This window comes from Bailinhaonella thermotolerans, assembly GCF_003594875.1.
Lineage (GTDB): Bacteria > Actinomycetota > Actinomycetes > Streptosporangiales > Streptosporangiaceae > Bailinhaonella > Bailinhaonella thermotolerans.
The window spans coordinates 182,437-195,199 of the sequence record NZ_QZEY01000018.1; the positions used below are offsets into that span (position 1 = coordinate 182,437).

10 protein-coding genes are annotated in these 12,763 nt (G+C 70.3%); 9 read left to right on the plus strand and 1 reads right to left on the minus strand.

Annotated elements, in window-relative coordinates:
- Positions 1–267 precede the first annotated feature (267 nt).
- Together D5H75_RS32760 and D5H75_RS32765 are read left to right on the plus strand one after the other, a co-directional pair.
- Positions 268–1,434, plus strand: a complete 1,167-nt coding sequence (locus D5H75_RS32760) for a glutamate--cysteine ligase (protein ID WP_119930457.1) — start codon at positions 268–270, stop codon at positions 1,432–1,434.
- A complete protein-coding gene (locus tag D5H75_RS32765) occupies positions 1,421–2,665 on the plus strand; it encodes an amidohydrolase (RefSeq protein ID WP_119930458.1) in 1,245 nt (414 codons plus the stop codon). Before D5H75_RS32760 ends, D5H75_RS32765 begins: the two co-directional genes overlap by 14 nt.
- Before the next feature lie 174 nt (positions 2,666–2,839).
- Here D5H75_RS32765 and D5H75_RS32770 read toward each other — a convergent pair whose 3' ends face one another.
- Complete coding sequence (locus D5H75_RS32770) at positions 2,840–4,762, minus strand: Xaa-Pro dipeptidyl-peptidase (protein WP_119930459.1); 1,923 nt, start codon at positions 4,760–4,762, stop codon at positions 2,840–2,842.
- 333 nt (positions 4,763–5,095) lie between these two features.
- On the opposite strand from D5H75_RS32770, the gene D5H75_RS32775 reads away from it, so the two are divergent.
- From D5H75_RS32775 to D5H75_RS32805, 7 genes are all read left to right on the plus strand, one after another.
- A complete protein-coding gene (locus D5H75_RS32775) occupies positions 5,096–6,166 on the plus strand; it encodes a BMP family lipoprotein (RefSeq protein WP_242454652.1) in 1,071 nt (356 codons plus the stop codon).
- A 123-nt stretch (positions 6,167–6,289) separates the two neighbouring features.
- Positions 6,290–7,798 (plus strand): ABC transporter ATP-binding protein, encoded by a 1,509-nt coding sequence (locus D5H75_RS32780; RefSeq protein ID WP_119930475.1) that lies wholly within the window; start codon positions 6,290–6,292, stop codon positions 7,796–7,798.
- Positions 7,795–8,919 carry an ABC transporter permease gene (locus D5H75_RS32785; protein WP_119930461.1) on the plus strand — a complete coding sequence of 375 codons (1,125 nt, stop codon included), beginning with the start codon at positions 7,795–7,797 and terminating at the stop codon, positions 8,917–8,919. The genes D5H75_RS32780 and D5H75_RS32785 overlap by 4 nt, the downstream gene beginning before the upstream one ends.
- Positions 8,919–10,184 carry an ABC transporter permease gene (locus D5H75_RS32790; protein ID WP_119930462.1) on the plus strand — a complete coding sequence of 422 codons (1,266 nt, stop codon included), beginning with the start codon at positions 8,919–8,921 and terminating at the stop codon, positions 10,182–10,184. The genes D5H75_RS32785 and D5H75_RS32790 overlap by 1 nt, the downstream gene beginning before the upstream one ends.
- On the plus strand, positions 10,184–10,594 hold the full coding sequence (locus tag D5H75_RS32795) for a cytidine deaminase (RefSeq protein WP_119930463.1): 411 nt from the start codon (positions 10,184–10,186) through the stop codon (positions 10,592–10,594). The genes D5H75_RS32790 and D5H75_RS32795 overlap by 1 nt, the downstream gene beginning before the upstream one ends.
- A 22-nt stretch (positions 10,595–10,616) precedes the next feature.
- The gene (locus tag D5H75_RS32800; RefSeq protein WP_147425347.1) at positions 10,617–11,036 is read left to right on the plus strand and encodes a hypothetical protein; all 420 of its coding nucleotides are present in this window, start codon (positions 10,617–10,619) and stop codon (positions 11,034–11,036) included.
- 4 nt (positions 11,037–11,040) lie between these two features.
- Positions 11,041–12,318 (plus strand): thymidine phosphorylase, encoded by a 1,278-nt coding sequence (locus tag D5H75_RS32805; RefSeq protein ID WP_119930465.1) that lies wholly within the window; start codon positions 11,041–11,043, stop codon positions 12,316–12,318.
- Positions 12,319–12,763 lie beyond the last annotated feature (445 nt).

Here is a 12,763-nt window from a genome sequence, read left to right on the forward strand (position 1 = left end):
CGTACGGCGGGCGGGGGCGGTCGCCGCGCGGGAGGGGCGGGTGGCAACCGTACCGATCTACGGACTATTGCCTAAAATGGGGGGATTGCCGAGTTTTGGGTATTCCACTGACGCTCGGCCTTGACGAGGTATTTGAGTGATATTTCATGGGTTCCTGGCTCCGGCGAGGGCTGGGGGATTTGGACTGACAAGTTGGGGATCGCGTCCTGACCGATTCCGCCGCGCGGGAACGCGTCGAGCTGGAAAGATTGTGCACGGAGGTTCTTCGTGGCCATCGAGTTCAACCCGTCACGTGGTGCGACCCTGGGGGTCGAGTGGGAGCTCCAGCTCGTCGACGTGAAGACCAGGCATCTTCGGCAGGACGCGCGGGAGGTTCTGTCCGCTCTGCCCGAGATGTCGGAGACTGCGCGTCCCAAGCTCATGCACGAGCTGATGCAGTCCCAGTTGGAGATCATCACTGACATCAGTCACACGGTCTCCGAGGCGGTCGCCGACCTGGCCGGGAGCATCGCCCGGATCCAGCCCGTCGTCGACCTGCGCGGAATGGCCCTGGCCTGCACGGGAACCCACCCCATCAGCGACTGGCGAAACGCCGTGATGGCCCCGGTACAGCGCTATACCGAACTCGTCGAGGAGATGCAGTGGCTGGCATGGCGTATCCAAACTTTCGGTGTACACGTCCACGTGGGCGTGTCCGATCGGGATAAGGTCATACCTATCGTCAACGCGCTCGCGGCCTACCTGCCGCATTTTCTGGCGTTGACTGCCTCCAGCCCTTACTGGGGCGGCCAGGACACCGGGCTCGCCTCCAGCCGGGCGATCGTTTTCGGGGCGCTGCCCACCGCGGGACCACCTCATCTCATGGCGGACTGGGCGGAGTTCGAGGAGTACATGGACACCCTTATGCGTGCCGGCACCATCAAGAGCATCAAGGAGGTGTGGTGGGACATCCGACCGCACCCCGACTTCGGCACGATCGAGATACGCATGTTCGACGGGATACCGACCCTGAAGGAGGTCGGCATGGTGACCGCGTTGTCGCAGTGCCTCGTGCAGCAGTTCGAGCACCAGCTCGACCGCGGCTACACGCTGCCGCGGCCCGCGCCCTGGGTCGTACGCGACAACAAGTGGCGGGCCACCCGGTACGGCCTCGACGCCATGATCGTCACTGACGACACCGGCGCGACCGCGCCCGTGCGCGACGAGCTGTACGAGCTCGTGCGCCTGCTGGAGCCCATGGGCGACCGGCTGGGCTGCGCCGAGGAGTTGTCCGTGGTGAACGAGGTGCTCGAACGCGGTGCGCCGTACGAACGCCAGCGAGCCATCATCGCCGACGGGGGAACCTTGGAAGACGTGGTCGACGCCGCACTGACGGAGTTCCGGGAGGACCGTTTCGTCACCTCGAGGGAGGTGACGAAGAATGGAGGGGCATGATCTGCGGGGGCAACTCGCCGAGTTCCTCGCGGGGCACGAGGCCGAGCTGATCGCCTTCCGCCGTGACCTCCACATGCATCCGGAGCTCGGGTTCGCCGAGGAGCGCACGACCGGCCTGGTCCGCGACCGGCTGGCCGCCGCGGGCCTCAACCCGGTCGTGCTGCCGCAGGGCACCGGCCTGCTCTGCGACGTGGGGCAGGCCGACGGGCCCACGATCGCGCTGCGCGCCGACCTGGACGCGCTCGCCGTGCCCGACGAGAAGGACGTGCCGTACCGGTCGGTCATCCCCGGCCGCTGCCACGCCTGCGGCCACGACGTGCACACCGCGATCCTGCTGGGCGCGGGGCTGTTCCTGGCGCGCCAGGCCGAGGCGGGGCTGCTGCCCGGGCGGGTGAGGCTGATCTTCCAGCCCGCCGAGGAGACCGTGAAGGGCGCCCTCGCGGTCATGGCCGCGGGCGGCATCAGCGGCGTGGACCGCATCTTCGGCCTGCACTGCGACCCGAAGATCGAGGTCGGCCGGCTGGGGCTGCGCGCGGGCCCCATCACCGCCGCCTGCGACCGCGTGAGCGTGCGCGTCAGCGGCCCCGGGGGCCACACCGCGCGCCCCCACCTGACCGCCGACCTGGTCTTCGCCCTCGCCAAGATCGTGACCGAGCTGCCCGCGGCGCTGTCCCGCCGCATCGACCCGCGCTCGTCGCTGTCCCTGGTGTGGGGCCGGGTCAGCGCCGGGTCGGTGGGCAACGTCATCCCGGACGACGGCGTGGCGGAGGGCACCGTGCGCTGCCTGGAGGACGAGGCGTGGCACGCCGCGCCCGACCTGTTCAAGGCGCTGCTCGACTCGGTGGCCCAGGCGTACGGCGTGGAGGCCGAGCTCGACTACATGCGCGGCGTCCCGCCCACGGTCAACGAGGTCACCAGCGTCCAGATGCTGCGTGACGCGGTCGGCGAGGTCCTGGGGCCCGACGCGGCCGTCCCGACGCCCCAGTCGCTGGGCGGCGAGGACTTCGCGTGGTACCTGGAGTCCATCCCCGGGGCCTTCGCCCGCCTCGGCGTGCGCACCCCGGGCGACATCCACGACGTCGACATCCACCAGGGCACCTTCGACGTGGACGAACGCTGCATCGGGGTGGGCGTCCGCGTCCTGGCCGCCACGGCCCTCACCGCGCTCTGGGAGGGCCAGCGCCTGGAGCCGGACCCGCAGACCCTGACGGGCCCGGTCCTGGCGCCCTGACCGGACGACCTCCGAAGCCCCGGCCGCCGATCGAGCGTGCCGGGGCTTCGCCGTTCGCGGCGGGCTTCGCCGGTCCTGCGCACCGCCGGAGCCCTGACTCGCCGGGGGCACGGCGGGAGCCTTGCCGCTGCCGGGGTACGGCGGGGCGGGCCCGCCGTACCGCCGGCGGGGTCGTCAGGTCAGGGCGTCGCGGCCGAACACCACGGGCAGCCAGAGGGAGCTGGCGCCGGGCTGCACGGAGACCTGGGTGCCCGGCGGGTAGCGGAGGGTGTAGTCGTAGTCGGTGGAGAGCAGGACGACGCCGATGCGGTGACCGGCCTTGAAGATGTGGTCCTGCGGCTGGAAGTCCCAGCGGAAGAGGTACGGCCTGCCCGGGGTGACCGGCTCGGTGCGGGACTCGGAGTGCCGGTTGCGCACGTCGAGCCAGCCGCGCGAGACGATCTTGAAGGGGGTCGTGGCGGTGACGTGCGTGCGCAGGGTGGTGCAGCCGTCATCGCCGGGGACGCCCTGCCCGTAGCAGACGCGCTGCCCGGTGGACCGGGTGCCGCCGGTGGCGCGCTCGTCCTCGCCGTAGTCCACCAGCAGGGCCGTCAGGTACGGCGAGCGCCCGTCCTTGAGCGAGGCGCGCACGGTGATCTCGGGCTTGCCGGAGATCCTGACGTCCTTCTTGAGGGGCTCGGTGACGTACGCGAGCCGGTTCGGGTCGGGGGTCTGCGGGTTCGCGGCCAGCGTCTCGGCGGTGCGGGTGCGCTGGTCGGTGAACGACTCGAACGGGCCGGCGCCGCCGGGGAGCAGCCCGAGCCTCGCCCCCGCGCCCAGCCGGAGCGGCACGGTCGCGGTGCCGGGCAGCGGCCAGCGCTTGTGCTGGGCCCACTGGTTCGGGGCGTACTCCACGTCGGCCTGCGGCTCGTTCATGATCCCGTTCTGCAGGCCGTGCAGCCAGTGGTCCATCCAGCGGTGCAGCGTGCGCATCCACTCGGTGTGGCGCAGGTTGAACGGGCTGGTGTGCCCGGCCTGGTGCAGCCAGATCTTGCGCGGCACGCCCCGCTTGGCGAGCGCGTCCCACCACTGGCCGAAGTGCATGGTCTTGACGTTCCAGTCGTTGAGGCCGTGGACCAGCAGGACGCTCGCCCTGACCTTGTTCACGTCGTGCAGGTAGTCGCGCTCGGCCCAGAACCTGCTGTAGTCCCCGGTGATCCGGTCCTGGTCCCGGGTGAGCGCGTCCATCACCGGCGCGCAGATCTGCGGGTTCTCGCGTGTCAGCACCGCCTTGGCGAGCACGTCGGTGTCCTCGCCCTGGAAACCGCCCGGCGCGAGCACGCCGCCGTTGGCGCGGTAGTAGTCGTACCAGGAGGAGATGGCGGCGATCGGCACGATGGTCTTCAGGCCCTCGACGCCGGTGGTGGCGACCGCGTTGGGCAGGGTGCCGTTGTAGGAGACGCCGATCATGCCGACGTTGCCGGTGGTCCAGCCCGCCGTGACGGGGTTCCCGTCGGCGTCGAAGCCGCGCGCCCGGCCGTTCAGCCAGTCGACCGCGGCCTTGACCCCGAGGGTCTCGTTGCGGCCGCCGCTCGTGGGGCAGCCGGTGGCGCGGGCGCTGCCGAGGCTCTCGACGAGCGCGACCGCGTAGCCGCGCGGCACGAAGAAGTTGTCGTAGTACCCGTCGAACGGCCCGGCGCTGACGGCGCCCGCGGCCTGCAGTTCGGCCAGCCGGTTGTGGGCGGCGCGGGTCTTGGCCTGGCCCGGGTCGTCCCCGTCGATGTCCACGTCGTGCATGGGCACGTCGTTCAGCGGGGCGTAGTACGGGCTGGCCTCCATGATCACGGGCACCTTCAGGCCCGCGTCGGTCTCCTTCGGCCGCATGATGTCGGCGGCGACTCGGTCCGGCTTGCCGTCGTTGTCGCTGTCCACGCCTGCGACCTCGACGAACACGGTCTCGATGATGGCGTCGGCGCGGGAGAAGACGGGTTGCGTCTCCCCGTTCTCGACCTTGATCTGGGGTGGGGGAGCGGGGGCCGGGTCCGCTAGCGCGGGTGCCGCGGCGGCGGTGGCCAGCGCGACGGCCAGCGGAACGACGAGGGTCTTCCAACGGCGCATTCTCGGGACTCCCAAGAGGTGGGGGGCCGGGATCTGCCCAGGGGGCAAAACGCACTGTGCGCCTCGGGCAAACCGCCCGCAAGGCCCAATCTCCGGCTGCGGCCGAACCAGGCTTTACTGTGATTCGGGTCACAGGTGTCGTTGGTGTCCGAACGGGGACGTGCAGAACGCCGGTCACAGACGCGCTTGTAGTCGGTAACGGACGAGTTGCGGACCTCTGCCACCATTTGGTTCCCGCAGGTCGAACAACTATCTTCCGTGCAGGGTTACCGTGCGTTCGTGCGCGCGTGTGACGTCAGGTGAGAACGGGCGGGGAACGAAAAAGGAGTCACCGTGCGCCGTGACAAAGTAGCCAAGCTGGGCCTGGCCTTGATGACCAGTGCCCTGCTGACCATTAGCGCCGCCGCGTGCGGCGGTGGAAGCAACGACGCCAAGACCGGCGCTTCCGAGGGCGCCGCGAAGGGCGGGGGCGGGGCCAAGGTCGGCCTGGCCTACGACATCGGCGGTCGCGGCGACCAGTCCTTCAACGACGCCGCCGCGCGCGGCCTCGACAAGGCCAAGTCCGAGCTCAAGGTCGAGGGCAAGGAGCTCGAGGCGAGCCCCGGCGAGACCGACGCCCAGAAGGAGGAGCGCCTCCGGCTGCTCGCCCAGGGCGGTTACAACCCGATCATCGGCATCGGCTTCGCGTACTCCGCGCCGATGACGAAGGTCGCCAAGGAGTTCCCGAACGTCAAGTTCGCCATCGTGGACGACGCGGGCGCCCAGGCTCCGAACATCAGCAACCTGACCTTCGCCGAGCACGAGGGCTCCTTCCTCGTCGGCGCGGCGGCCGCGCTCAAGTCCAAGAAGAACAGCGTGGGCTTCGTCGGCGGCGTGAAGGTCCCCCTGATCGCCAAGTTCGAGGCGGGCTTCCTGGCGGGCGCCAAGCACGTCAAGAAGGACATCAAGACCTCGGTGCAGTACCTCACCAACCCGCCGGACATGACGGGCTTCAACGACCCGGCCAAGGGTCAGGTCGCCGCCAAGGGCATGATCGACGGTGGCGCCGACGTGGTCTACCACGCGGCCGGCGGCTCCGGCGGCGGTGTGTTCAAGGCCGCCAAGGAGGGTAACGCCATGGCTATCGGCGTGGACTCCGACCAGGCGCTCACCGCCGATGCCGCGGTGAAGGACGTCATCATCACCTCCATGGTGAAGCGCGTGGACGTGGCGGTGTTCGACTTCCTCAAGAGCTTCACGGACAACACCGTCCAGGCGGGCGAGAAGGTCTACGACCTGAAGGCCGGCGGCGTCGACTACTCCACCACCGGTGGCAAGGTCGACGAGATCAAGGCCCAGCTCGACGAGCTCAAGCAGAAGATCATCAGCGGCGAGATCAAGGTTTCGGCCAAGACCGGGGCCTGACCCGACGCGGGTGGGCCCGGGCGCTAGGTCGCCCGGGCCTTTCTCGTACCGGGCCACTGCTGAGAGGAGTCCATCATCACTATCCAAGATTCGGTGGAGCCGGAACCGCCCGCGTCCGAGGCGATGGCCGTCGAGCTCGACGGGATCACCAAGCGCTTCCCGGGCGTGGTCGCCAACCGCGACATCCACCTGCACGTCCGGCGCGGGTCCGTCCACGCGATCTGCGGTGAGAACGGCGCCGGCAAGTCCACGCTCATGAAGATCCTGTACGGCATGCAGCGGCCCGACGAGGGCACCATCGCCGTGAACGGGACCAAGGTTTCCTTCGGCTCGCCCTCCGACGCGATCGCCGTCGGCATCGGCATGGTGCACCAGCACTTCATGCTGGCCGACAACCTGACCGTGCTGGAGAACGTGGTCCTGGGCAGCGAGCCCCGCAAGGGCCTGTCCATCGACTTCGCCGGCGCCCGCAGGAAGATCAAGGAGATCTCCGACGCGTACGGCCTGGGCGTCGACCCCGACGCGCTGATCGAGGACCTGGGCGTCGGCGACCGGCAGCGCGTCGAGATCCTCAAGGTGCTCTACCGGGGCGCCCGGATCATCATCCTGGACGAGCCCACCGCGGTCCTCGTCCCGCAGGAGGTCGACGAGCTGTTCGACAACCTGCGCGGGCTGGTGCGCGAGGGCCTGACGGTCATCTTCATCTCGCACAAGCTCGACGAGGTGCTCTCCGTCGCCGACGAGATCACGGTGATCCGCCGGGGCACGACGGTCCAGGCCGGCATCGACTCCAAGACGGTCAACGCCCGGCAGCTCGCCGAGCTGATGGTCGGCTCGGAACTGCCCAGCCCCGAGACCCGCGAGTCCACCGTCACGGACCAGCAGGCGCTCGCCGTACGCGACCTGACCGTGCGCTCGTCCGACGGCCGCCCCGTGGTGGACAACGTCTCGTTCACCATCCACAAGGGCGAGGTGCTGGGCATCGCCGGCGTCGAGGGCAACGGCCAGGCCGAGCTCGTCGAGGCCATCATGGGCATGCGGCCCTCCACCGGCACCATCGCCCTCGCCGGGACCGACGTCACCTCGCTGGACACCCGCCGCCGCCGCGAGGCCGGCATCGGGTACGTCCCCGAGGACCGCCACCGCCACGGGCTGCTGCTGGAGGCGCCGCTCTGGGAGAACCGCATCCTCGGTCACCAGACGCGCCGGCCGAACTCCAAGGGCCCGTGGATCGACCGCGCCGGCGCCCGCAGGGACACCGAGCGCATCGTGCGGGAGTACGACGTCCGGACTCCGGGCATCGATGTCGCGGCGGACGCCCTGTCCGGCGGCAACCAGCAGAAACTGATCGTCGGCCGCGAGATGAGCGGCGAACCGGTCGTGCTCATCGCGTCCCACCCCACGCGGGGCGTGGACGTGGGCGCGCAGGCCGCGATCTGGGACCACCTGCGCGCCGCGCGGGCCCAGGGCCTCGCCGTACTCCTCATCTCCGCCGACCTCGACGAATTGATTGGCATGTCCGACACACTCAAGGTGATTCTGCGGGGCCGGCTCGTCGCCGACGTCGACCCCGCCACGGTCACGCCCGAGTCGCTCGGCTCGGCCATGACCGGAGCGGGGGAAGGGGCGTGAGCGCACGCCTGAGGAGCCTTCTCCTCACCCTCGCCGCGCCGGTGCTCGCGGTCGTGTTCGCCGCCATCATCACCTCGATCGTGCTCTCCGTCTCCGGCCACGGCCCGATCGAGACCCTGTCCCTGATGGTCGACTACGGCTTCCAGCCGCGCACCATCTCGCTCACGATCAACAGTGCGACGACGTACTTCTTCGCCGCGCTCGCGGTCGCGGTCGCCTTCCGCATGAACCTGTTCAACATCGGCGTGGACGGTCAGTACCGCCTCGCGGCGATGCTGGCGGCCGCGGTCGGCGGCGCGGTGGCGCTGCCCGGCCCGCTGCACGTCCTGCTGATCGTGGTCGTGGCGATGCTGGTCGGCGCCGCCTGGGCGGCGATCGCCGGCATCCTCAAGGCGACCCGCGGGGTCAGCGAGGTCATCTCGACCATCATGCTGAACTTCATCGCCACCGGCATCGTCGCCTACCTGCTCAACACCGACCGCCTCGCGGTGCAGGTCGCGGGCAGCAACAACATCGGGACCAAGCACATCCCCGAGTCCGGCCACATGCCGGGCCTGTCGCTGATCCCCGGCTCGGGGACCCAGCAGGTGTTCGGCTTCGTGATCATCGCGATCCTGGCCGGCATCGCCTTCCAGGTGCTGCTCAACCGCACCCGGTTCGGCTTCGACCTGCGGGCCACCGGTCAGTCGGAGTCCGCGGCGATCGCCAGCGGCGTGAACGTCAAGCGCATGGTGGTCATCTCCATGGTGATCTCCGGCGCGGTCGCCGGCCTCGTCGGCATGCCGCAGCTCCTCGGCGCGTCCTACTCCTACGGGCTGGACTTCCCGACCGGGCTCGGCTTCACCGGCATCGCGATCGCGCTGCTCGGGCGGAACCACCCGGTCGGCATCGCCATCGGCGCGCTGCTGTTCGGCTTCCTGGACAACTCGTCCAACATTCTTCAGATCAACGAGATCCCGAACGAGATCGTGGTCATCATGCAGGGCGTCATCGTGCTCTCCGTGGTCGTGGCGTACGAGCTCGTGCGCAGGTACAAGCTGGTCGCCGAGCAACGCCGGGTCAGCAGGGAACTCTCCGCCGGCGGCACCGGCGGACCGGCGCCGGAAGGAGCGGCGGCGTGATGGCCACCGGTATCAAGGTCGGCGCGGAGCTGGAGGCTCCCCGCAAGGCGATCTTCCGGCTCACCTGGAAGACCCTGCTCCTCGCCATCGCGGCCCTGGTGGTGCTGCTGTCGGTGATCCGCGTGATCACCGGGGCGAACGACATCACCTCCGGTGGCACGATGAACGCCGCCATCGGCCTGGCCGTGCCCATCGCCATGGCGGGCCTCGGCGGCCTGTGGGCCGAGCGCGCGGGCGTGGTCAACATCGGCCTCGAAGGCATGATGATGCTGGGCACGTGGTTCGGCGCGTGGGCGGGCGTGCAGTTCGCCAACCCGTGGGCCGGCGTCGTCGCCGGCCTCGTCGGCGGCGCGGTGGGCGGTCTTCTGCACGCCCTCGCCACGGTGACGTTCGGCGTCGACCACATCATCTCCGGTGTGGCGATCAACATCCTGGGCCTGGGCGTCACGCAGTACCTGTCCAAGCAGATTTTCACCGGGATGCAGGGCGGCGGCGAGACGCAGTCCCCGCCGATCCCCGGCATCACCAAGGTGAGCCTGCCGGGCATCGACGGCCCGCTGTCCTCGCTGGAGAAGCAGCACATCTTCCTGCTCTCGGACCTGGCCGGCATCCTTCGCGGCCTGTTCGTGGACGTGTCGCTGCTGACGATCGTCGCGATCCTGCTGATCCCGCTGTCGTTCTTCGTCCTGTGGCGTACGGCCTTCGGCCTGCGCCTCCGGTCGTGCGGCGAGCGGCCGGTGGCGGCGGAGTCCCTCGGCGTCAACGTGTACAAGTACAAGTACATCGCCGTGGTGGTCTCCGGCGCGATGGCCGGGCTCGGCGGCGCGTTCCTGTCGATCGTGGCCTCGGGCATCTACCGCGAGGGCCAGACCGCGGGACGCGGCTTCATCGGCCTCGCGGCGATGATCTTCGGCAACTGGCGGCCGGGCGGCCTGGCCGCGGGCGCGGCGCTGTTCGGGTACACCGACGCGCTCCAGCTCCGCGGCGGCGGCCTCTCCGTGCACGCCCTGCTGCTGGTGGTCGTCGTGCTGCTCGTCGCCGTCACGGTCTGGCAGGCGACCCGCGCCCGCGTCAGGCCCGCGGCCATCGCCGGCGTGATGGCCGCCCTCGTGCTGGTGTACTACCTGGTCACCGACACGATTCCGCAGGAGTTCACCCAGTTCACCCCGCACCTGGTGACCCTGCTCGTCCTGTCGCTCGCGGCGCAGCGCCTGCGCATGCCCGCCGCGGACGGCGTCATCTACCGGAAGGGTCAGACAGGCTGATGCGTATCGACTGGGAAGCCCTGCGAGCCGAGGCGACCAGGGTGATGAAGCGGGCGTACGCGCCGTACTCCCGCTTCCCGGTCGGCGTCGCCGGGCTCGTCGACGACGGGCGCGTGGTGTCGGGCTGCAACGTCGAGAACGCGTCGTACGGACTCGGCCTCTGCGCCGAGTGCGGCATGGTCTCGGCGTTGCACGCCTCCGGCGGCGGCCGGCTCGTGGCGGTGAGTTGCGTGGACGGCAACGGCAATCAGCTCATGCCGTGCGGGCGCTGCCGCCAGCTCCTGTGGGAGCACGGCGGGCCCGACCTGCTGCTCGATCTGGGGCAGGAGGAACCGATCCGGATGGACTCGCTGCTGCCTTACGCCTTTGGCGCGGAAGAGCTGGATAGGGTGGGTCCGTCCGACCTATAGGGGGATCTACGGGGGGACTGGCATGCGGGGGTCCGCACGCTTCATGGCATTGGCCGGGGGAGTCACCCTGGCCTACAGCGCGTTCCTGCCGTGGCTGGCAGGGGCCGACACGACGGCGTTCCAACTGCACGACCTGTTCAAGGGCATGTCCGGGTCACCGGGCGGCGCCTTCGGGTCGTCGATGGCGGTGCTGATCCTGCTGGCTGCGGCGGTCGCGCTCGTCGCCGGGCTGTACGGCGGCGCGCCGTACGCCTGGCTCGGCGGTCTGGTGGCGCTGGCCACCGTGGTGCTCTGGGGGATCCGCACCGCCGCCGCCAAGTCGGGCGTCGGCAAGGGAGCCGTCTCGGGCGAAATCCAGGTGGGGGTCTGGGTGGCGCTCGCCGGGATGGTGGTCGTGCTCGTGGCCGGATACCTGGCCCGAGAAGGTTCGGAAGAGGGTTGAGGGTTTGCACGCGATCGACGTCATCGTCACCAAGCGCGACGGCCACGAGCTGTCCGCGGAGCAGATCGAGTGGGTGATCGACGCCTACACCAAGGGCGAGGTCGCCGACGAGCAGATGTCGTCGCTGGCGATGGCCATCCTGCTGAACGGGATGTCGCGCCGGGAGGTGTCGCAGTGGACCGACGCGATGCTGCGCTCCGGCGACCGCATGGACTGGTCCGCGCTGGACCGGCCCACGGCGGACAAGCACTCCACGGGCGGGGTGGGTGACAAGATCACCCTCCCGCTCGCCCCGCTCGTCGCGGCCTGCGGCGCGGCGGTGCCGCAGCTCTCCGGGCGCGGCCTCGGCCACACCGGGGGCACGCTCGACAAGCTGGAGTCGATCCCCGGCTGGCGGGCGTCGCTCTCGCCCGAGGAGATGCTCGGCGTGCTGAGCTCGACGGGCGCGGTGATCTGCGCGGCGGGCACCGGCCTCGCCCCGGCCGACCGCAAGCTCTACGCGCTGCGCGACGTCACCGGGACCGTCGAGTCGATCCCGCTGATCGCGTCGTCGATCATGTCGAAGAAGATCGCGGAGGGCACCGGCTCGCTGGTGCTCGACGTGAAGGTCGGCTCCGGCGCGTTCATGAAGACCGTGCCGCGGGCCAGGGAACTCGCCGAGACGATGGTCGCGATCGGCACCGACCACGGAGTGCGTACGATCGCGCTGCTCACGGCCATGGACCGGCCGCTCGGGCGCAAGGTCGGCAACGCCCTGGAGGTCGAGGAGTCGGTCGAGGTGCTGGCCGGCGGAGGCCCGTCCGACGTCGTCGAGCTGACCGTGCGCCTCGCGCGGGAGATGCTCGCCGCGGCGGGGATGTCCGGCGCGAAGGACCCGGCGGACGCGCTCGCCGACGGTTCGGCGATGGACGTGTGGCGGGCGATGATCCGCGCCCAGGGCGGGGACCCGGACGCCGCGCTGCCGCGCGCCGCCGAGACCCTGGACATCCCCGCGCCCGCCTCGGGCGTGCTGACCAGGCTCGACGCGTACGGCGTGGGCGTGGCCGCCTGGCGGCTCGGCGCGGGACGCGCGCGCAAGGAGGACCCCGTCTCGTTCGGGGCCGGGATCACCCTGCACGCCAAGCCCGGGGACACCGTCCGCGAGGGGCAGCCGCTCATGACGCTGCACGCCGACGACACCTCGCGCTTCGACTCGGCGCTCGCGTCGCTGGAAGGCGCGTACGAGGTGGCGGGGGAACTCGTCGTGGAGCCGCTTCCGCTCGTCATCGAGCGCATCAGCTAGGCCACGGCTCCCCGGGCGGTCCGTCCGGGGAGCCCCGGCCCGCCGCGGCCGCCGCCCGGGATGACCCGGGTGGCGGCCGTTTCGGCTTCCCGGGGCGGATCTCCTCCCGTGTACGGCCGGCTCGCATCGGCTCCCGGCCCCCCGGAGCCGGGCGCCGGCGGGGGCGGAATCCGGGAGCGGGAACCGGAGACCGTTCGCGGATGACCGGAAGTGAGGGAATTGACGGAGATGTCCACCCGGCGAATGCGGTGAGGAGTGGGCGAGTTGTGCTCGGCGGGTCCTGAGGGGTGCTAATGTTTTCCCCGCGGACAGCGCGGTTACCCCGGTTCCGGGGAGGCCAAACGCGAGAGTCTCAAGTGGATTCGGAAGCGTGTTAAGCTGATCGCACCCCACCGACTGATCGTCTTCGATCTCGCTGGTTTGACCAGCGAGGCGAGGCTGGTAA